The sequence below is a fragment of the Rathayibacter sp. PhB152 genome (assembly GCF_003751395.1).
GTDB lineage: Bacteria > Actinomycetota > Actinomycetes > Actinomycetales > Microbacteriaceae > Rathayibacter > Rathayibacter festucae.
This window is the reverse complement of record NZ_RJUT01000003.1, coordinates 335,080-355,469: the sequence shown is the minus strand read 5'-3', so window position 1 is coordinate 355,469 and position 20,390 is coordinate 335,080. Positions and strand designations below refer to the sequence as shown.

Below are 20,390 nucleotides of genomic sequence, written 5' to 3'. Positions count from 1 at the left end.
GGGCCTTCGGCTCGTCGGAACGCGCTCGGCTCGCGGGAATCGGCGGAGTCGGCGAGCCGGAGGTGGAATCGCGAGCCGGAGGTGGGTCGGGCTCCTGAGGAGGCGCGGAGGGGGCGTGTCTAGGCTGAGCCGCATGCCCACGCTCCTTCTCGTCCGTCACGGGCGCACCACGGCCAACACCGCCGGGATCCTCGCCGGACGCACCGCCGGGGTCCGCCTCGACGACGTCGGGCGCACGCAGGCCGCGCGCACCGGGGAGCGGCTGGCCGCGGTCCCGCTCGCCGCGGTCGTGTCGAGTCCGCTCGAGCGCTGCCGGCAGACGGCGCGGTACCTGCTCGAGCGCCAGGACGGCTCGCCGGCGACGCCGATCGAGAAGGGGATCACCGAGTGCGACTACGGCGAGTGGCAGGGGCGCTCGCTCCGGGATCTCGCCAAGGAGCCGATGTGGTCGGTCGTGCAGAACCAGCCGTCCGCGGCGGTCTTCCCCGGCGGCGAGGGTCTGGCCGGGATGCAGGCGCGCTCGGTCGCCGCGATCCGGCGGCACGACGCGGCGGTGGCGGCGGAGCACGGGGCGAACGCGGTGTGGGCGGCGGTCAGCCACGGCGACATCATCAAGGCGGTGCTCGCCGATGCGCTCGGCATGCATCTCGACCTCTTCCAGCGGCTGTCGGTCGGGCCGGCGTCGGTGTCGATCATCCGCTACGGCGCCGGGCGGCCGGACGTGATCGCGATGAACACGGAGGCCGGCGACCTGGGCTGGCTGCGGACGCCGGCGCCGGCCGAGGCCGAGGCGCCGGTCGGGGGCGGGGCGGGGCACGAGTAGCGGCGCAGAACATCAGCTGAGAGGGGTGGGCGTCGGCTGTGGGGGGAGGGACACCAGTCTCAGCTGATGTTGTGCGGGGTGGATCTCGATATGCCCCCTGCGCGGGCTACTCGATCAGCATGCAGGTGCCACTGCGAAGGCTGCTCGAGCAGCAATGGCATGAGCGGCGCAGGCACACGCTGGTCGAGTAGACGCGGAGCGTGTATCGAGACCGAACGCCGGCGGACGTGGATCTCGATACCCCCACTGCGTGGGCTACTCGATCAGCATGAAGCGCCCGCTGCGCGGGCTGCTCGATCCGCGCGGAGGGGCGGGGCCCGCAAGGGCGTCTCGTCCGCGTGCAGGGGTGGGTCAGGCGGGCGCTCGTAGACTGGGGGCATGCCCATCGTGCACGGATTCGACTGGCCGGACCGCGTCGTCGTGGGGACGATCGGCTCCCCCGGCTCCCGCTCCTTCTACCTGCAGGCCCGGACCGGGCCGCGCGTCGTGAGCGTCGGGCTGGAGAAGCAGCAGTCGGCGCTGCTCGCGGAGAAGATCGACGAGATCCTCGACCAGCTGATGTCCGCGGAGGGCAACCCGGCGAGCGTGCCGCCCGGCACGCCTCCCGAGCTCGTCGACAACGAGCCGCTCGACCAGCCGGTCGCGGCCGAGTTCCGCGTCGGCAGCCTCAGCCTCGGCTGGGACCCGTCGACGGCGCAGGTCGTCATCGAGGCGTACCCGGTGGTCGAGGGCGACGACGAGGACGACCTCAGCATCGACGACTCCCCCACGCTGCCTGACGAGATGCTGCAGGTGCGGATCCCCGTCGGCACCGCCCGCGCCTTCGCCAAGCGCACGCTCGAGATCGTCGGCGCCGGCCGTCCGCTCTGCCCGCGCTGCGGCGAGCCGATGGACCCCGACGGGCACGACTGCCCGCTGACATGACCGATCGGGCCGGGCCGGACGGCGAGCACGAGCCGCAGAGCAGCGAGCTGTCGAGCGCGGGGCAGCCGAGCAGCGAACTGTCGAGCGCCGAGCGGCCCGGCATCGAGCTGCCCGCCGACTCCGAGCTGCAGAGCGGCGAGCTGGAGCTGACCGGCCGGATCACGGTCGCCTCGAACGCGACGTTCCTCGGCAGCATCGGCGGCACCTCCGTCGTCTACAAGCCGGTCGCCGGCGAGAAGCCGCTCTGGGACTTCCCGGACGGGCAGCTCGCGGGCCGCGAGGTCTCGGCCTACCTCGCCTCGGAGGCGCTGGGCTGGAACGTCGTGCCGCGCACCTGGCTCCGCGAGGGACCGCTGGGCATCGGCATGGTGCAGCTCTGGCAGGACATCGATCCGGAGCAGGACGCCGTCGACCTGGTGCCCGCGGACGCGGTGCCCGAGGGCTGGCGGCACGTCCTCGACGGCAGCGACGCCGAGGACCGCGACATCTCGCTCGTGCACGAGGACTCGGCGGCGCTGCGGCGGATGGCCGTCTTCGACGTCGTGGTCAACAACGCGGACCGCAAGGGCGGTCACGTGCTCGAGATGCCGGGCGGCCACCGCTACGGCGTCGACCACGGGCTGACCTTCCACGTCGAGCACAAGCTGCGGACGGTGCTCTGGGGCTGGGTCGGCGAGCCGCTGACCGAGGACGAGCTGTCCGCGCTGCAGCGACTGCGCTCGGCGATCGACGGGCCGCTCGGCGCGGCGCTGTCCGAGCTGCTGCTCGACGAGGAGATCGCGACGTTCGCGAAGCGCTGCGACCGGCTCCGCTCCTCCGGTCGCTTCCCGGCACCGCGCGGCAGCATGCCCGCCGTGCCGTGGCCGCTGTTCTAGCCGCGGACGGCGATCCGGGCGCCCGGGAGCACCGGGCGTCCGGACGCCCGACCCGCTAGAAGCCCCAGCCGCGGCCGAACAGCTCGTCGCCGGGCGGTCGCCCGCCGGGAGCCGCGCCGCGCGCGCCCAGGTAGGACGAGACGACGGCCGCACCGAGGTCGTCCGCCTCCGGGTTCACGACCGAGCCGCCGACGCGCCGCGCCAGCGAGTCGATGAAGCGGGCGAGCCCCGGGTCGTCGCCCAGCCGGAAGAACGTGGTGTGCGCGCCGAGGCGGGTGGAGGCGTCGAGCTCGCGGACGGAGACGGCGACCGTCACCGGGTCCGGCGGGTAGTCGAAGTAGATCTGCCCGTCGGGCTCGAGGTGCGCGGTCGGCTCGCCGTCGGTGACGATCAGCAGCACCGGCTGCGCGCTGGGGTGCTTGCGGAAGTGCCGGTTGGCCAGCAGCAGGGCGTGGTGCAGGTTGGTGCCCTTCTCCCACTCCGCGTCGAGGCCGACGAGCTGCTCGACGTCCATCACCTCGGCCTGGCGGCCGAACGCGATCAGCTGCAGCTCGTCGCCGCGGAACCGGCTCGAGATCAGGGTGTGCAGGGCGAGGGCGGTGCGCTTCATCGGCACCCAGCGGCCGTCCATCGCCATCGAGAACGAGGTGTCGACGAGGAGGGCGACGCAGGCCTGGGTCCGCGCCTCCGTCTCCTGCACCTCGACGTCGCCGATCTCGATCCGGACGCCGGAGCCGGCCTCGCGACCGTCGCCCGCCGTGCGAGTGAGCGCGTTGGTGAGGGTGCGGGTGACGTCCCAGGCCTCGGTGTCGCCGAACTCCCACTGCCGGGTCGCGCCGGAGCGCTCGCCCGCGGCGCCCGCCCGGCGCACGTCGCGCGCGCCCTGCCGGCCGGACATCGTGTCGGCGATGTCGCGCAGCAGCGCCTTGCCGAGCTGGCGCATGGCCTTCGGAGTGAGGGTGAGCGCGCCGTCCGAGCCGCGGCGCAGGGTGCCGGAGTCGCGCAGTGCCTTCTCGAGGCGCTTGAGGGTCTGCGCGTCGACCGCCGCGTCGTCGCCGAGGCGGCGGGCGAGCAGGTCGAGGTCGAGGTCGTCGAGGTTCGAGCGCTCGTGCGGCTGCGCGAGCTGGTCGGCGAGCGCGTCGAGGTCGGCGAGCTCCTGGAAGACGCCGGTGCCGTCGCCGAGGCCGAGGCCCTGCTCGCCGTCCATCCGCTCGGAGCCGCCCCAGTCCTCGCCGGGGCGCAGGCCGCGCAGGGTCTCGTCCAGCTGACCGAGCGACTGCATCAGCTCGGGGGTGCCGAAGGCCTGCTGGGCGAGGGCGTCGAGCTCGTCGCGCTGCTGCTGGGTCATCGAGTTGCGCATCCGCTGGGCCGCGGCGGCGCGGGCGGCCAGGGCGTCGATCAGCTCGTCGACGGTCTCGGGCCGCTCGGGGAAGTACTCGCCGTGCTGCGCCATGAAGGCGTCGAACTGCTCGGGGGTGTCCTCGCCGCGGGCGTGCGCCTCGAGGAGCTGGTTCAGGTCGCGGAGCATCGCGTCGATCGCCGCGCGGTCCTCGTCGCTCGCGTTCTCGAGGGCCTGCTTCATGCCCTCGAAGCGCTGCTCGAGCATCTCGGCGCCGAGCAGCTCCTTGATCTTCTCGTAGTCGGCGCGCGCCTCCGGGCTCTGCCAGCGGTAGTCCGAGAGCTCGGAGACCGCGGCGGCGGGCGAGGGCGGCAGGCTGTCGAGCTGGATCTCGGCGAGGGCGCGGTCGCCGTCGTCCATCTGGGTGTCGCGGGCGAGCTGCTTGCGCTCCGACAGGACGGCGCGGTCGAGCAGCTCGCGGACCTCGCGGAGGGTGCCGTCGAGGCCGTGCTTCTGCGTCAGCTCGCGCCGGCGCTCGGCGACCCGGGCGGCGAGGTCGTCGAGACCCTGGCCGTCGCGCCCGCCGCGGCGGAGGAACTCGCGCATGGCGCGCTCGGGCGAGGTGCCGGCCATGACGTCCTCGCCGATGGCGTCGAGCGCCTCGGCCAGGTCGACGGGCGGGGCGAGCGGGTCGGGACCGCCGTCGTAGCGGGAGTAGCGGGCGTCGCGCCCGAGCCGGCGGTTGCCCCTAGGCACGGGAGCGCCCTCCGGGCAGCGGGAGTCCGGCGGACAGCGGGAGGCCGATGACCAGCGGCTCAGCCATAGACGGCCTCGCCCCCGCCCGTCTCCTTGCTGAGCTTGCGGGAGAGGTAGAGGCCCTCGAGCGCGAGCTCGACGGCGCCCGCGCGACGGCCGGCGCCGACGGCCTCGAGCCGGTCGGCGATGTCCTCGTACAGGGTCGACTCGCCGAGGACGGGCAGGGCCGCGAGGAACTCCTCGGCCGTCACCTGCTCGCCGGTGGTGATCATCGCGCCGTTCTCGACGGCGGTGACGAGCGGGGTGAGGTCGAGTCCACGGAGGTGCGCGCGGACCGTCTCGGCGGTGGCCTGCCGGAGGAGGTGATCGAGGATCTCGTCCTCGCGGCCCTCCTCGCCGGACTCGAACTCGATCTTGCCGCCGAGGACGTCGACCGCGGTCTCGAGGTCGATCGGGCGGGCGACCGCCTCCTCCTCGCCGCGGCGCGTGGCCCGGTGCAGGGCGGCGGCGGCGATGGTCTCGGCGCCGGCGATGGCGAAGCGGGCGCTGACGCCGCTGCGCTGGTCGACCGAGGGCGACTCGCGCAGGGCCCGCGTGAAGCGCGCGAGGATCTCGATCAGCGCGTCCGGGACGGTGGCGACGAGGTCGGCCTCCTGGCGGATCACGGCGACCTCGTCGACGAGCGCGGTCGGGTAGTGGGTGCGGATCTCGGCGCCGAAGCGGTCCTTCAGCGGGGTGATGATCCGGCCGCGGTTCGTGTAGTCCTCGGGGTTGGCGCTGGCGACGACGAGCACGTCGAGCGGGAGCCGCAGGACGTAGCCGCGGATCTGGATGTCGCGCTCCTCCATCACGTTGAGCATCGCGACCTGGATGCGCTCGGCGAGGTCGGGCAGCTCGTTGATCGCGACGATGCCGCGGTGGCTGCGCGGGATGAGGCCGAAGTGGATGGTCTCCGGGTCGCCGAGGCTGCGGCCCTCGGCCACCTTCATCGGGTCGACGTCGCCGATGAGGTCGGCGACGCTCGTGTCCGGCGTGGCCAGCTTCTCGACGTAGCGCTCCTCGCGGCTGCGCCAGGCGACGGGCAGCTCGTCGCCGAGCTCGTCCGCCCGGCGCCTGCTGATCGAGGTGATCGGCTCGTAGGGGTGCTCGCCGAGCTCGGAGCCCTCGATGACGGGGGTCCACTCGTCGAGCAGGCCGTTGAGCGTGCGGAGGAGGCGGGTCTTGCCCTGGCCGCGCTCGCCGAGCAGCACGATGTCGTGCCCGGCGATCACCGCCCGCTCGACCTGGGGGATGACGGTGTCCTGGAAGCCGTGCAGGCCGGGCCAGGGGTCGCGGCCCTCGCGGAGGGCGTCGAGGAGGTTGTCGCGCATCTCGGTGCGGAGGGTCTTCTGCGCGTGCCCGGAGGCGCGCAGCTGGCCGAGGGTGCTGATCTGGGGGCGCATCACCTCGGCAACGCTACGCCGCGGGTCCGACATGCGGTGGGGGTGCGCGGGATCCGCGGGGGTGCTAGCGGTGGTGGCGGATCGGGGCGATCATGCGGCCCCCGTCCGGCGGAGCGCGGGTCTCGATACGCCCCTTCGGGGCTACTCGACCAGCATGGAAGTGAGAACTCTCGAAGGTTCGGCGGGCAGCCTGGGGGGATGACCGGTCCCGTCCTCCGCTCCGCCCTCGTCGGCGCGACGCTCGCGCTCGGCGTGGGGCTCGCCTCCTGCAGCACGACTCCGGCCGCTCCCGGCCCCGATGCGCGCGAGCTCGTCGGCGCGAGCAGCGTCGCGGAGGGGCTCGAGGCGCCGTGGTCGGTCGTCTTCGTCGACGACGGCACGGCGCTCGTCAGCGAGCGCGACAGCGGACGGGTGCTCGAGCTCACGGCGGACGGCGGCACCCGCGAGGTCGGCGTCGTCGAGGGCGTGGTCGCCGAGGGCGAGAGCGGGCTGCTCGGGCTGGCCGTCGAGGGCCGGACGCTGTTCGCCTACTCGACCGCGGCCGACGGCAACCGGATCCAGCGGTACGCACTCCAGGGCGAGGCCGGGTCGTACGCGCTCGGCGACCCGGAGACGATCCTCGACGGGATCCCGGCCGCTCGCACCCACGACGGCGGACGGATCGCCATCGGCCCCGACGGCCTGCTCTACGCGACCGTCGGCGACGCCGGGCGGCGCGAGGCGGCGCAGGACCCGGACGCGCTCTCCGGCAAGATCCTCCGGATGACGCTCGACGGCGCCGTGCCCGACGACAACCCGTACCCGGGGTCGCTGGTCTGGAGCAGCGGGCACCGCAACCCGCAGGGCCTCGCGTGGGCGGAGGACGGCACGCTCTTCGCGAGCGAGTTCGGGCAGGACACCTGGGACGAGCTGAACGTGATCGAGCCGGGCGCGAACTACGGCTGGCCCGAGGTGGAGGGGATCGCCGGCGAGGACGGCTTCGTCGATCCGGTGCAGCAGTGGGAGCCGGGCGCGGCCAGCCCGAGCGGGATGGCGCAGCTGGACGGCGTGCTCTATCTGGCGAACCTGCGCGGCGAGGTGCTGCGCGCGGTGCCGGTCGCGGATCCGTCTGCCTCGACCGAGTACGCCGTGGGCGAGTACGGGCGGCTGCGGGACGCGGTGGCGGCACCGGACGGCGACCTGTGGTTCGTGACGAGCAACACGGACGGCCGCGGATCGCCGGGCGAGGCGGACGACCGGATCGTGAGCGTGCCGCCGCCGGGCTGAGGCGTGCCGCGAGACGTCCTGCTCCCGTCGAGGCGTCCCGGTGCTGCGGGACGCCTCGACGGTTCGAGGACGCCTCGGCGGGGAGGGCGTCAGGCGCGGGGGCAGCAGGCCGCTCTCGTAGGCGGCGATGACGAGCTGGGCGCAGTCGTGGGCCGAGAGCTCGGGCATGCGGATGTCCATCAGGACGACGTCGGGGCGCAGGCGGGTCGCCAGCTCGACGGCCTCGCGGCCGGTGCGCGCCTCGCCGACGACCTCGATGCCGCTCTCGCCGCTCAGGATGTCGGTGACGGCCTGGCGGATCAGGGGCTGGTCACGCTGCTGATGAGCGTGCAGGAGCGGACCCGCGAGATCGGCCTGATGAAGGCGATGGGCATGGGCAGCGGACGGGTGTTCGCGCTCTTCAGCATCGAGGCGGCGTTCATCGGCTTCCTCGGCAGCGCGATCGGCGCACTGCTGGCGGTGGCGGCGGGGACCGGGCTGAGCGGGGTGCTCTCGGGCTCGCTGCTCTCGAACCTGCCGGGGCTGACCCTGATCGCGTTCGACCCGGTGTCGATCCTGACGGTGGTGCTCGTCGTGATGGTGATCGCGTTCGTGGCGGGGACGCTGCCGGCCGCGCGGGCGGCGCGGGCGGATCCGGTGCAGTCGCTGCGCTACGAGTAGCACCCCGGGGACTGTCGCTGCAGAACGTCAGCTGAGCGTGCGGCTCATCGCTCAGGGGCGATGAGAAGGCGTCTCAGCTGATGTTCTGCCTCCGTCAGCGCCCCCCGGCTGCGCGGCCCTCGTAGTCCGCGTCGGTGATGTGCTCGGCCCAGGCCGTCGTCGTGGACGGATCGTCGGCGGCCTCGAGGACGGCGAGGTGCTCCATGAAGACGCCGGGCGCGGAGGCGTGCCAGTGCTCCTCGCCGGGCGGGGTGTAGAGGGTCTGACCGGCGTGCACCTCGAGGACCGTGCCGTCGCGGCCGCCGAAGCGGGCGACGCCCGAGGTCACGTGCAGGTACTGGCCGCGGGCGTGCGAGTGCCAGGCGGTGCGGGCGCCGGGGGCGAACCGCACCCGGGCCATCGTGGTGCGCTGATCGGCGTCGTGCGGCACGACGATCGTGTCGAGCCAGACGTCGCCGGCGAACTGCTCGGGCGGGTTCTTGACGGTGGGGGTCGTCGGTTCGATGTTCACGGAGGTCCTTCTTCCTGGACGGACGGGCGGGCCGGGCGTCCGCCTCCGTCGCCACGCTAGGCCGGGGCCGGGGCGCAGGACAGGCCCTGGCGGTACACGTTCCGGCAGGGCCTCGCTCGCTCGGGGTCAGCGGTGTGGAGTGGTCGGGAACCCCCTTCCCCCAACCCCGAGGAGACCCCGTGCCCGAGACCACCCCCAGCCCGCTCCGCGCCACCATCGGCGACCTCGCTCCGAAGATCGTCCAGCTCACCGAGGACGTGCTCTTCGGCGACGTCTGGGAGCGCCCCGAGCTCGCCAAGCGCGACCGCAGCCTGCTCACGCTCTCCTCGCTGCTCACCGGCGGGAGCACGGTGCAGCTCGACGCGCACATCCGCATCGGCCGCGACAACGGGCTGACCGAGGCCGAGATCGTCGAGGCGTTCACCCACCTCGCCTTCTACGCCGGCTGGCCCAAGGCGCTCTCGGCGATCGACGTCGCGAAGCGCGTCTTCGCGGAATGAGCACGCGCCGCAGCACGCGCCGCCCCGTCTCGGAGCCGCTCGTAGGGTGGTCCCGGACCGACCTCGACGAGCGGAGACGACGATGACGAACGCGCAGGACGACGGGCGCCGCCAGGCGGTGGCGGGGCCGACCCGCTTCTTCGGCGAGGAGGCGTTCGCGGACGACGGCGGCACGACGCTGCGCTGGCTCGGCATGGCCGGGTTCCTGCTCACCTCGCGCGGCACCTCGCTGATGATCGATCCGCTGCTCGGCGGCTTCGACATGCCGGTGCTGATCGACTTCCCGATCGCCGCCGCCGCCGTGCCGCGGCTGGACGCGGTGCTGGTGACCCACAGCGACAACGACCACTTCAGCCGGCCCACCTGCCGGGAGCTCGCGCCGGTGACGACCGCGTTCCACTCGACGCGCTACGTCGCCTCGGAGATGACCGCCGAGGGGCTGCCGGCGCACGGGCACGGGATCGACGACGCGTTCGAGGTCGGCGGCGTCGGCGTCCGGCTGACCCCGGCCGACCACGCCTGGCAGAACGCGTTCCCCGAGCCGGGGCAGCGCTTCTTCGAGGAGGAGGACGCCTGCGGCTTCTGGCTCGAGACGCCGGACGGCACGATCTGGGCGCCGGGCGACTCGCGGCTGATCCGCGAGCACCACCTGACCGGGCCGAGCCCCGACGTGATGCTCTTCGACTTCTCGGACAGCGAGTGGCACTTCACCTTCGAGGGCGCGATCGAGATGGCGGACGCGCATCCGACGTCGCAGCTGCTGCTGCACCACTGGGGCTCGGTGGACTCGCCGGACTTCGCGCCGTTCAACGGCGACCCGGCCGACGTGCTGCGCGCGGTGTCGCATCCGGAGCGGGTGCACGTGCTGGCTCCTGGGGAGCCCTTCCGGCTGGCGGAGAGTCCCGGCTGAGCTGAGGGGCCCGACCGGAGCGCCCGGCGGTCGCCGCGCTCAGACCGCCGGCTGCGCCGCGGGGAGGACCAGGGCCGAGCGGCGGCCGAGCAGCCAGACCGTGAGCGCGAAGCCGCTCAGCACGGCGCCGGCGACGCAGACCGCGCCCCAGCCGCCGTGGGTCCAGAGGAAGGACGCGAGGGCCGAGCCGAGCGCTCCGCAGACGAAGTTGGTCGTCACGAACGCGGTGTTCAGCCGGCTGCGCGCCGACGGGTCGACCTGGAACATCCGCGACTGGACCAGGATGTTGTGGCCCTGGATCGCGACGTCGAGGACCAGGATCGCGACGATCACGGCCACGATCGAGCCGCCGCCGAGCCCGCCGATCACGAAGGACAGCAGCACCGCCGCCCAGGCGATGCCGATCACCGGGAGCGCCAGGCCGCGGTCGTGCAGGTGCCCGGCGCGCTGGGCGGCGATCGCACCGGCGAGGCCGATCAGGCCGAAGAGGCCGATCGTGCCGACGTCGAAGGAGAACGGCGGGGCGCTGAGCAGGAAGGTCAGCGACGTCCAGAACATCGTGAAGACCGCGAAGGACGTGCCGCCGAGGGCGAGGCTCCAGCGCACCGAGCGCTCGCGCCGGACGATCGCGAAGACGGAGGCGATCAGGGCCGGGTAGCGCAGGCGGGTGCGCGGCGGGAGCGACGGGATCGCTCGGGCGAGCAGGACCGCGAGCACCACGCCCGCGACCGCCGCGACCACGTAGACGGTGCGCCAGCCGGCGGCCTGGGCGATGAGGCCGCTGATCGTCCGCGAGACGAGGATGCCGGTCAGGATGCCCGAGACGACGGTGCCGACGACCCGGCCGCGGGTGGCGTCGTCGGCCAGGTCGCCCGCGAGCGGGGCGAGGATCTGGCCGGCGACGGTGGTCAGGCCGACGAGCGCGAGGGTGGCGACGAGCACGGCGAAGGTCGGGGCGAGCGCGCAGGCGAGCAGGGCGAGTGAGGCGCAGAGCATCGCGGCGGGGACGAGGACACGGCGGTCGAGCACGTCGCCGAGCGGGACGAAGAGGAGCACGCCGAGGGCGTAGCCGAGCTGCGTCGCGGTGACGAGCCAGCCCGCGGATCCGGTGCTCGTGCCGAGATCGGTCGCGAGGAAGTCGAGCAGGGGCTGGGCCCAGTAGAGGTTGCCGACGGCGACGCCGCCGGCGATCGCGAAGAGGAGGGTGGTGCGGCGGTTCACTCGGCGGTCCTGTCGGCGGGGGCGGGGTGCGCGGCGGGGGCTGACTGGGCGGACTGCGTCGACTGGGCGGCCTGCGTCGCGGACCAGCTCGCGAGCAGCTTCAGCGCGTCGTCGCTCGGCGAGCCCGGCTCGGCGCTGTAGATCAGGAAGTCGAGGCCGGGGTCGCCGAGCGGCTCGAAGGCCTCGTAGCTGAGGTGCAGGTCGCCGACGATCGGGTGGTGGAAGAACTTGCTGCCGCTGGCGTGGTGGCGCACCTCGTGGGCGCCCCAGCGCGTGCGGAACTCGTCGCTCCGGGTGGAGAGCTCGCCGACGAGGGCCTGGAGCTCGGCGTCGTGCGGGGCGCGGCCGGCCTCGGTGCGGAGGATGCCGACGGTGATGTCGGCGGCAGTGCTCCAGACCGGGTAGAACGCCTCCGCGAGCTCGCGCTGCAGGAAGGCGAAGCGGGCGAGGTTGACCGGGCGCTCCGGGAGCGCGTAGAGGTCGGCGTAGAGCGCGCGGAAGAGGTCGTTCTCGACGAGGACGTCGAGGCGGCCGTTGCGGACGAAGGCGGGGGCCGAGGTGATCGACTCGACCGCGAGCCGCATGCTCGGGCGAACGGCGGCGGGCGGGCGCCGGCGGGAGCGCAGCGGCGAGCGCTCGGCGGTGCGGGCGAGGTCGAAGAGGTGCTCGCGCTCGGCGCGGTCGAGGCGCAGGGCGTCGGCGAGCGCCGTCAGCACCGACTCGGACGCGCCGCGCAGGTCGCCGCGCTCGAGCCGCGAGTAGTACTCGATGCTCACGCCGGCCAGCTGGGCCACCTCGCTGCGGCGCAGGCCCGGCACTCGGCGGTTGCCGCCGGCGGGCAGCTCGACCTGCTCGGGGGTCAGCCGGGCCCGGCGGGAGGTCAGGAAGTCGCGCGCCTCGGGGTCGTTCGTCATGCCAGTCACGCTACGGCGCGGGAGCACGGCGAGGGATGCCCTGCGGGGGCACCGGTGCGGGCGGGCGGGCGCGGCGGAGACCACCTGGGGAGCGGCGGGCGGGCGACCCATGCTGATCGAGTAGCCCGCGCAGCGGGCGTATCGAGATCCACCCGCATGCAGCACCACTGCTGAAGATCGCGGGTCTCGATACGCCCCTTCGGGGCTACTCGACCACCATGCAAGCCCCCCCCCTGCGGACGGGATGCATGCTGATCGAGTAGCCCGCAAAGCGGGCGTATCGAGATCCACCGAAGGCGGGCGGCGTCAGCCGCTCGTCGCGGAGGGACGGACGGCGTCAGGGGCGGTCGAGGCGGGGGGCGGCGGCCAGCAGGCGGCGGGTGTAGTCCTCGCGCGGGGTGCCGAGGACGGCGGCGGCCGGGCCGGACTCGACGAGGCGGCCGTCGCGCATCACGGCGATGCGGTCGCTCATGTGCGCGATGACGCCGAGGTCGTGCGAGATCAGGAGCAGGGCGAGGCCGTGGCGGCGCTGGAGGTCGTCGAGCAGGTCGAGGATCTGCGCCTGGACCGAGACGTCGAGGGCCGAGACCGGCTCGTCGCAGATCAGGACGTCGGGGCGGGTCGCCAGGGCGCGGGCGATCGAGACGCGCTGGCGCTGCCCGCCGGAGAGGGTGCGCGGCGAGCGCCGCTCCAGCGACGCGGCGAGGCCGACGTTCTCGAGCAGGGCCGGCACCGACTCCGCCCCGGCGTCGCGGAGCAGCCGGCCGACGCTCCAGCGCGGGTCGAACGACGACAGGCTGTCCTGGTAGATCGCGCCGATCCGCGGGCGGAGCGGTCGCCGCGCGCGCTCGGTCGCCGCCGACCACGGGCCGCCGTCGAACTCGACCGAGCCCGCATCCGGACGGCGCAGAGCGAGCAGCAGTCGGGCGACCGTGCTCTTGCCCGAGCCGGACTCGCCGACGAGCCCGAGCGTCTCGCCGCGGCGCAGCTCGAGACCGACGCCGTCGACGGCCGTGCGGGTGCCGCCGCCGGGACGGGGGAAGCGGGTGACCAGGTCGGTCGCCCGCACCAGCAGCTCGCCGGGCGGCGCGGGCGGGACGACGGGCGCGTCCGGATCCGTCAGCCGCGAGCCGCGCGGCCGCCCGGCCGGGACCGCGGCGACGAGCGTCCGCGCCTGGACCGACTCCGGCGAGCGCAGCACCCGCTTCGCCGGGCCGTCCTCGACGACCCGGCCGTCGGCGAGCACCAGGATCCGGTCGGCGAGCCCGGCGACGACGGCGAGGTCGTGGGAGACCAGCAGCAGCGCCCGGCCGCGCGCCTTCTGCTCGGCGAACAGCTCGAGCACCCGCGCCTGCACGGTGACGTCGAGGGCGGTGGTCGGCTCGTCGGCCACGAGCAGCGGCGGGTCGAGGGCGATCGCGGCGGCGAGCAGCGCGCGCTGGCGGAGCCCGCCGGAGAGCTCGCCGGAGCGGTCGCGCATCCGCTCCTCCGGTTCGGGCATGCCCACGCTCGCGAGCACTTCGGAGACCCGCGCCGATGCCTCGGCCGCGGACAGCCGGGAGTGCAGGCGCAGCACGTCGCCGATCTCGCGGCCGATCGGTCGCAGCGGATCGAGCGAGAGCAGCGCGTCCTGCGGCACGAAGCCGACACCGGCCCCGCGGAGGCGGCGCAGCGTCCGCGCGCCCGCGCCGATCACCTCCTGGTCGCCGACCCGGACGCTGCCGGTCGCCGCTCCCCCGCTGAGCCCGAGCAGCGCCCGCGCGGTCACGCTCTTGCCCGAGCCGGACTCGCCGACGATCGCGACGCACTCCCCCGGCTCGATCCGGAAGGACACCCCGTGCACGACCTCGACGCCGTCGAAGGCGACGCGGAGGTCCTCGACGACGGCGGCGCTGCCCGCGCGCGCGGCGCTCATCGCGCACCCCGCAGTCGGCCGCCGAGGACCGTGGTCGCGAGCGTGGTCAGCACGATCGCGAGCCCCGGGAAGACCGTCAGCCACCAGGCGCTCGAGAGGTAGGTGCGGCCCGCGGAGAGCATCGCGCCCCACTCCGGCGCCGGCGGCTCGGCCCCGAGGCCGAGGTAGCTGAGCGCCGAGGCCCAGACGATCGCCTGCCCGACGCCGAGCGTCGCCAGCACCGCGAGCGGGCCGAAGGTGTTCGGCAGCACGTGCGCGAGCAGGATCCGCGGCGAGGAGTGGCCGAGCACGCGCGCCGCCTCGACGTAGCTGGAGTCGCGGATGCCGAGCAGCTGGGTCCGCAGGATGCGCGCGTAGCCGGGCGCGGTCGAGAGGCCGACCGCGACCGTCGCGGGGACGACTCCGGGGCCGGTGACCACGATGACCAGCAGCGCGAGCAGCAGCGCCGGGAAGGCGAAGAGCACCTCGAGGACCCGGCCGATCACTCCGTCGACGAAGCGTCCGCCGAACGCCGCGGCGACGCCCAGCACGGCGCCGAGCACGAGGCCGATGGCGGTGGCGCTGACTCCGATCAAGAGGGAGGCGCCGGCTCCGGAGATCAGGCGGCTCAGGACGTCGCGACCGGACTCGTCGGTGCCGAGCAGGTGCACGGCGGAGGGCGGGTCGAAGGCGTCGCGCGGGGCGATGGCGAGCGGATCGAAGGGGGCGAGGAAGCCGGGGGCGACGGCCGCGAGCAGCAGGAGGACGACGAAGGCGAGGGGGAGGAGCTCGCCGACGCGGAGGCGGCCGGCGGCCCGGCGCGCGGAGCGGGCGGCGCGCAGCTCGAGCTCGCTCATGCGCGGGCCTCCTGCGGGCGGGCGGCGGCGAGGCGCGGGTCGACGAGTCGGGCGACGAGGTCGGTGGCGAGGGTGACGACGATGTAGGCGAGGGCGGTGACGAGCACGACCCCGGTGACGACGGGCACGTCGCGGACGGTCACCGCGGCCAGCAGCGTCCGGCCGAGGCCGGGCCGGGCGAAGATCGTCTCGACCACCACCGCGCCGCCGATCAGGTAGCCGAACGCCCAGCCCGAGAGCGAGACGCCCGGCAGCACCGCGTGCCGGAGCGCGTGCCGGAGCCGGATGCCGAGCTCACCCTCGCCGCGGGCGCGGGCCGCGAGCACGAACGGCGACTCCAGCGCGTCGAGGAGGGAGCGGCGCATCACCTGGCCGAGGAAGCCGGCGAGCGGGATCGCGAGGGTCAGCGCGGGCAGCACGAGTCCGTTCGCGGAGCCGGTGCTGACCGGCGGGAACCAGCGCAGCGCGGTCGCGAACACGGCGATCAGCACGGTGGCGAGCCAGAAGTGCGGGAGGGCGGCGGCGGTCAGCTCGAGGCCGGAGCCGATCGCGGCGGCCACGCGGCCGCCGCGGGTGGACCAGAGCGCGGTGGCGAGGGCGAGGATCCAGGCGAGGGTCAGCGCGAGCGCGGCGAGGAGGAGGGTGCCGGGCAGCTGCTGGGCGAGCAGGTCGGCGACCGGGGTGCGCAGGGAGTAGGAGGTGCCGAGGTCGCCGCGGGCGAGGCGGCCGAGCTGGGTGAGGTACTGCAGGAGGAGCGGCTGGTCGAGACCGTACTGCTCGCGGACCGCGGCGAGCGCCTCCGGAGACGCCTGCGAGCCGGGGCCGCCGAGGATCGCCTGCGCCGGATCGCCGGGGATCAGGCGGATGAGGAAGAACACGGCCGTCGCGACCGCCCAGAGCACCACGAGCGCGCCGCCGAGGCGGAGGAGGAGGCGGCGGATCATCGGGGGCTCCTCTCGGGGGTGCGCGTTTCTGCGGGTGGGTCTCGATACGCCGCTTCGCGGCTACTCGACCAGCATGGAGGGGCGCTGCGCGGCCGTCCGACCAGCATGAAGGCGGCTGCTCGACCGGCAGGCGATTCATGCTGATCGAGTAGCCCGCGGAGCGGGCGTCTCGAGATCCACCCTGCTGGTGACGGTGGGTCTCGATACGCCGCTCCGCGGCTACTCGACCAGCATGGGGCCGGTCCTCGATCCGCGCGGTCAGAGCCAGGCGTCCGCGAACCAGGGGGTCGAGACGGTGGCCAGGGCGGCGACGCCCTGGACGGCCGAGCGGTGCAGGTAGTGGTTCTGCTGGTCGTAGAGCGGCAGGATCCAGTAGCCCTCGAGCACGATCCGCTGGGCCTGCGAGTAGAGGTCGGCGCGCTCGGTCTCGTCGACGGTCGCGCTCGCCTGCTCGAGCAGGGCGTCGAGGGCGGGGTCGTTCACCTGGGCGTGGTTGGCGAAGTAGCCGCTCGGCGCCGGGGTGATGCCGGAGGACGCGTAGAGGGTGCGCAGAACGTCCGGTCCGACCTTCGTGTACGGCGCGCTGACCAGCTCGTACTCGTTCGCCGCGAGCGCGGTGTACCAGCTGGAGAGGTCGAGCAGGCTGATCTGCACGTCGAAGCCGGCGACCTTCGCCGACGCCTGGATCTGCTCGAACAGCGACTGCTCGGCCGGGATCGACTGGTTGGTGCTGACCGGCAGGCGCAGGACGAGCGGCACGCCGTCCTTCTCGCGGATGCCGTCGCCGTCGGAGTCGACCCAGCCCGCGGTCGTGAGGAGGTCCTCCGCGGCGGCGATCTCGTCGTCCGAGCCGGCGTCCTCGAAGAGCGACGGGTCGGAGTAGGCGGTCGCCTCGCTGCTCGACAGCGGCGAGTACGAGCGCTCGGCGGTGCCGAAGAAGAGGGAGTCGATGGCGTCGTTCACGCCGACGGCGCGGATGAACGCCTCGCGGACGCTCCGGTCGTCGAACGGCGCCTGGCCGGAGTTGAGCTCGAGGCGGTTCACCGATCCGGGGCGGGGCGCGTCGATCTCGACCAGGTCGGAGGAGTCGGTCGCGGCCGCGAGCGTGTCGGGCTGGGCGTTGTCGATCACGTCCACCTCGCCCGCCTGCAGTGCCGCGTAGCGGGTGGCGGAGTCGGGGATGAAGCGCCAGGTGATGCTGGAGAGGTAGGCCGGGCCGTCGTGACCCTCGCCGGTCGGGCCGGTCGCGGCGTCGTAGGCGTCGTTGCGGGTGAGGGTCACGTGGTCCTGCTTGACCCACTCCGTCACCGTGAACGGGCCGGTGCCGACGGGCGCCTCGCAGTTCGCCTCCTCGCCGCGGGCGATGCCGGTGGGCGACTCGATCGCGGTCCACGGCTGCGAGAGCGACTCGAGCAGCGCGCTGTCGGGGGCGCTCAGGGCGAAGCGGGCGACGGTCGGCGAGACGGCGGTGACCGACTCCACCTTCGCGACGGCGAGGTAGCCGGTGGAGGACTTCGTCGCCGGGTCCTGCAGGTGCGCGATGTTGGCGGCGACCGCGTCGGCGTCGAGCGGGGTGCCGTCGGTGAAGGTCAGGCCCTCGCGGAGGGTGAAGTCGTAGCTGAGCGCGTCGTCCGAGACGGTCCAGGACTCGGCGAGCCACGGGGTGATCGTGCCGTCGTCGTTGCGCGAGACGAGCGACTCCAGGACCTGGGTCGCGAGCAGCGCCTGCGGGTAGTTGCCGCCGACGTGCGGGTCGAGGCAGGTGGGCTCGGCGTCGCCGGTCGCGTAGGTGAGGACGCCGTCGGCGACCGGGGTGCTGGATCCTCCCCCGGCGTCGCCGCCGTCGGCGGTGCAGCCGGTCAGCAGGAGGGCGGAGGCCGCGAGGGCGGCGAGGGCGGAACGGCGCAGAGTCATGGCGGCTTTCGTCAGGAGGGGGAAGCCGCGTTTCTTGGACCCGGCCCACTAAACGCTACCAGCGCGCTCAGCCTCCGGGCGGAGGTCCCCCGTTCTGCCCGTCCCCGCGAGATGCCACTTATGAGCGCGACACGCCGTGAGAAGTGCGCACAAGTGGCATCTCGCGGGAGGGGGCAGACGCGCGCGTCAGCCGGAGGTCGAGGCGCGGAGGACGAGCTCGGGCTGGAAGACGACCTGGCGGGGCTCGGACTCGAGGAGCAGCTCGACGGCGGTCGCGCCGATCAGGGCGCTCGGCTGGCGGATGCTCGACAGCGGCACGATCGTCGCGGTCGCGAAGGCGATGTCGTCGTAGCCGATCAGCGCCACGTCCTCCGGCACCCGCACCTCGCCCAGCAGCATCAGCCCCTGCAGCACGCCGACCGCGAGCAGGTCGTTCGCGCAGAAGACGGCGTCGGGGCGGTCGGCGGGAGCGCGCTCGGCGAGCGTCCGCCCCGCGGCCCGGCCGTCCAGCACGGTGAGCCCCGGTGTCGGCAGCACCTCGAGCGTCGCGCCCGGCACCGCCGCCACGGCCTCCCGCGCCCCGGCGAACCGGTCCGCGACCTGGCGGATCGACTCCGGCCCGCCGACCACCGCGATCCGGCGCCGGCCGAGCCCGAGCAGGTGCTCGACCGCGAGCCGCCCGCCGGCGACGTCGTCGACCGCGACCGAGGAGAAGGCGCTGTCCCCCGACTCCCGGTCGACGAGCACGCAGGGGATGCCGTGGGCGCGGAGCCGGTCGAGCCGTGCGGACCCCTCCCCCTGGGGCGAGATCAGCACCCCGCTCACCCGCTGCTCCTCGAACAGGTCGAGGTAGGAGTCCTCGCGGTCGGCCTCGGCGTCGGTGCTGGCGAGGAGGACGGAGAGCCCGGCCTCGGCGGCGCGGGCCTGGGCTCCGCGGGCGAGCTCGGCGAAGAACGGATTGCCGGCGTCGAGCACGACGAGGCCGATGCTGCGGCTGCGCCCGGCGCGGAGCTGGCGGGCCGCGTCGTTGCGGACGAAGCCGAGCTCGGCGATCGCGGACTGCACCCGGCGGACGGACTCGGCGCCCACCTTCTCGGGGCGGTTGAGCACGTTCGAGACGGTGCCGACCGAGACTCCGGCGCGAGCGGCGACCTCGCGGACACTGATGGACGGCACATCGTCTCCTCGGGTCGTCGCGGATCGCAGGGCTGCGCGCGATCCGGGAATCATCTCATCCGGCGGCACCGCGGGGCTGGCCCCCCTCAGCAGGCCTTTGACAGTCCGGGAAGCGGAGCGATACGCTCGCCCCACGGCGCTGTGAAACGATTCATACGGTGCCGCCCGGTCGGCGCCCGCCGCACGGCCGGATCGCCCCGCACAGAAGGACCCCGCCGTGACCGACCTCAGCCCCGACATCCTCCGCCAGCTCGAGCAGCAGGCGATCGAACTGCCCTCGTGGGCGTTCGGCAACTCCGGCACCCGCTTCAAGGTGTTCAGCACGCCGGGCACCCCGCGGACCATCGAGGAGAAGATCTCGGACGCGGCGAAGGTCAACGAGCTGACCGGCCTGGCCCCGAGCGTCGCGCTGCACATCCCGTGGGACAAGGTGGACGACTACGCGGCGCTGGGCGAGTTCGCCGCGTCGAAGGGCGTCGCGCTGGGCACGATCAACTCCAACACCTTCCAGGACGACGACTACAAGTTCGGCTCGCTCACGCACTCCGACCCGGTGATCCGCCAGAAGGCGATCGACCACCACCTCGCCTGCATCGACATCATGGACGCGACCGGCTCGCGCGACCTCAAGATCTGGCTCGCCGACGGCTCGAACTACCCGGGCCAGCAGGACATCCGCGGCCGGCAGGACCGCCTCGCCGACTCCCTCGCCGCGATCTACGAGCGCCTCGGGACCGAGCAGCGCCTCGTCCTCGAGTACAAGTTCTTCGAGCCCGCGTTCTACCACACCGATGTTCCGGACTGGGGCACCTCCTACGCCCACGTCGCCGCGCTCGGCGACCGCGCGCTGGTCTGCCTCGACACCGGCCACCACGCGCCGGGCACCAACATCGAGTTCATCGTCGCCCAGCTGCTGCGCCTCGGGAAGCTCGGCTCGTTCGACTTCAACTCGCGCTTCTACGCCGACGACGACCTGATCGTCGGCGCGGCCGATCCGTTCCAGCTGTTCCGCATCCTCTACGAGGTGGTGCGCGGCGGCGGCTACGGCCCGGACTCGCCCGTCGCCTTCATGCTCGACCAGTGCCACAACGTCGAGGACAAGATCCCCGGCCAGATCCGCTCGGTGCTCAACGTGCAGGAGATGACGGCGCGCGCGCTGCTCGTCGACCGCGCGGCCCTCGAGGAGGCGCAGCTCGCCGGCGACGTGCTCGGCGCGAACGGGATCTTCATGGACGCCTTCTACTCCGACGTCCGCCCCGCCCTCGCGGCCTGGCGCTCGGAGCGCGGGCTGCCGGCCGACCCGATGGCGGCGTACGCGGCGTCCGGGCACGCGCAGGCCATCGCGGAGGAGCGCGTCGGCGGCACGCAGTCGAGCTGGGGCGCGTAGGTCTCGGCGGGAATGCGCGCACAACCAAGGCTGGAAGGGCCGATCCGACCGTTTCTCGACGGATTCGGGGCTTCCAG

The 20,390-nt window shown here is 73.9% G+C and carries 18 protein-coding genes and 1 pseudogene; 8 read left to right on the top strand and 11 right to left on the bottom strand.

Annotated features, from left to right (window positions below):
* Positions 1–133: 133 nt before the first annotated feature.
* From EDF36_RS08505 to EDF36_RS08495, 3 genes are all read left to right on the top strand, one after another.
* Positions 134–823 carry a histidine phosphatase family protein gene (locus EDF36_RS08505; RefSeq protein ID WP_123705550.1) on the top strand — a complete coding sequence of 230 codons (690 nt, stop codon included), beginning with the start codon at positions 134–136 and terminating at the stop codon, positions 821–823.
* Positions 824–1,201: 378 nt separating this feature from the next.
* Positions 1,202–1,747, top strand: a complete 546-nt coding sequence (locus EDF36_RS08500) for a DUF3090 domain-containing protein (protein ID WP_123732666.1) — start codon at positions 1,202–1,204, stop codon at positions 1,745–1,747.
* A 107-nt stretch (positions 1,748–1,854) separates the two neighbouring features.
* Entirely contained in the window at positions 1,855–2,622 is a 768-nt protein-coding gene (locus EDF36_RS08495) for an SCO1664 family protein (RefSeq protein WP_221181638.1), read from the top strand.
* A gap of 55 nt (positions 2,623–2,677) precedes the next feature.
* Here the strand turns inward: EDF36_RS08495 and EDF36_RS08490 are convergent, their stop codons facing one another.
* Positions 2,678–4,717 carry a VWA domain-containing protein gene (locus EDF36_RS08490; protein ID WP_123732664.1) on the bottom strand — a complete coding sequence of 680 codons (2,040 nt, stop codon included), beginning with the start codon at positions 4,715–4,717 and terminating at the stop codon, positions 2,678–2,680.
* A 59-nt stretch (positions 4,718–4,776) separates the two neighbouring features.
* Complete coding sequence (locus tag EDF36_RS08485; protein ID WP_123732663.1) at positions 4,777–6,159, bottom strand: magnesium chelatase; 1,383 nt, start codon at positions 6,157–6,159, stop codon at positions 4,777–4,779.
* 198 nt (positions 6,160–6,357) lie between these two features.
* Between EDF36_RS08485 and EDF36_RS08480 the strand changes: the two genes are divergently transcribed.
* A complete protein-coding gene (locus EDF36_RS08480; protein ID WP_123732662.1) occupies positions 6,358–7,425 on the top strand; it encodes a sorbosone dehydrogenase family protein in 1,068 nt (355 codons plus the stop codon).
* Between the two features lie 213 nt (positions 7,426–7,638).
* Here EDF36_RS08480 and EDF36_RS21950 read toward each other — a convergent pair.
* Positions 7,639–7,683, bottom strand: a pseudogene (locus EDF36_RS21950) (hypothetical protein); the annotation flags it as partial.
* A gap of 63 nt (positions 7,684–7,746) precedes the next feature.
* Here EDF36_RS21950 and EDF36_RS08470 point away from each other — a divergent pair.
* A complete protein-coding gene (locus tag EDF36_RS08470) occupies positions 7,747–8,085 on the top strand; it encodes an ABC transporter permease (protein WP_123732877.1) in 339 nt (112 codons plus the stop codon).
* Positions 8,086–8,179: 94 nt separating this feature from the next.
* Here the strand turns inward: EDF36_RS08470 and EDF36_RS08465 are convergent, their stop codons facing one another.
* Positions 8,180–8,596, bottom strand: coding sequence for a cupin domain-containing protein (locus EDF36_RS08465; RefSeq protein WP_123732661.1), 417 nt, complete (start codon positions 8,594–8,596; stop codon positions 8,180–8,182).
* Between the two features lie 179 nt (positions 8,597–8,775).
* Here EDF36_RS08465 and EDF36_RS08460 point away from each other — a divergent pair, with 179 nt between their 5' ends.
* On the top strand, positions 8,776–9,096 hold the full coding sequence (locus EDF36_RS08460) for a carboxymuconolactone decarboxylase family protein (protein WP_123705558.1): 321 nt from the start codon (positions 8,776–8,778) through the stop codon (positions 9,094–9,096).
* An 82-nt stretch (positions 9,097–9,178) separates the two neighbouring features.
* Positions 9,179–10,006 carry an MBL fold metallo-hydrolase gene (locus EDF36_RS08455; protein ID WP_123732660.1) on the top strand — a complete coding sequence of 276 codons (828 nt, stop codon included), beginning with the start codon at positions 9,179–9,181 and terminating at the stop codon, positions 10,004–10,006.
* 39 nt (positions 10,007–10,045) lie between these two features.
* On the opposite strand, the gene EDF36_RS08450 is transcribed toward EDF36_RS08455, so the two are convergent.
* The 7 genes from EDF36_RS08450 to EDF36_RS08420 form a co-directional block, all read right to left on the bottom strand.
* Positions 10,046–11,227, bottom strand: coding sequence for an MFS transporter (locus EDF36_RS08450; RefSeq protein WP_123732659.1), 1,182 nt, complete (start codon positions 11,225–11,227; stop codon positions 10,046–10,048).
* Complete coding sequence (locus EDF36_RS08445; RefSeq protein ID WP_123732658.1) at positions 11,224–12,141, bottom strand: helix-turn-helix transcriptional regulator; 918 nt, start codon at positions 12,139–12,141, stop codon at positions 11,224–11,226. The genes EDF36_RS08450 and EDF36_RS08445 overlap by 4 nt, the downstream gene beginning before the upstream one ends.
* A 337-nt stretch (positions 12,142–12,478) precedes the next feature.
* Positions 12,479–14,056 carry an ABC transporter ATP-binding protein gene (locus EDF36_RS08440; protein ID WP_123732657.1) on the bottom strand — a complete coding sequence of 526 codons (1,578 nt, stop codon included), beginning with the start codon at positions 14,054–14,056 and terminating at the stop codon, positions 12,479–12,481.
* A complete protein-coding gene (locus EDF36_RS08435; protein ID WP_123732656.1) occupies positions 14,053–14,892 on the bottom strand; it encodes an ABC transporter permease in 840 nt (279 codons plus the stop codon). The genes EDF36_RS08440 and EDF36_RS08435 overlap by 4 nt, the downstream gene beginning before the upstream one ends.
* Entirely contained in the window at positions 14,889–15,836 is a 948-nt protein-coding gene (locus EDF36_RS08430) for an ABC transporter permease (protein ID WP_123732655.1), read from the bottom strand. Before EDF36_RS08430 ends, EDF36_RS08435 begins: the two co-directional genes overlap by 4 nt.
* A gap of 258 nt (positions 15,837–16,094) precedes the next feature.
* Positions 16,095–17,750 (bottom strand): ABC transporter substrate-binding protein, encoded by a 1,656-nt coding sequence (locus EDF36_RS08425; RefSeq protein WP_123732654.1) that lies wholly within the window; start codon positions 17,748–17,750, stop codon positions 16,095–16,097.
* Positions 17,751–17,936: 186 nt separating this feature from the next.
* A complete protein-coding gene (locus EDF36_RS08420) occupies positions 17,937–18,926 on the bottom strand; it encodes a LacI family DNA-binding transcriptional regulator (protein WP_260300635.1) in 990 nt (329 codons plus the stop codon).
* 217 nt (positions 18,927–19,143) lie between these two features.
* Between EDF36_RS08420 and rhaI the strand changes: the two genes are divergently transcribed.
* A complete protein-coding gene (gene rhaI / locus EDF36_RS08415) occupies positions 19,144–20,313 on the top strand; it encodes an L-rhamnose isomerase (RefSeq protein ID WP_185020182.1) in 1,170 nt (389 codons plus the stop codon).
* Positions 20,314–20,390 lie beyond the last annotated feature (77 nt).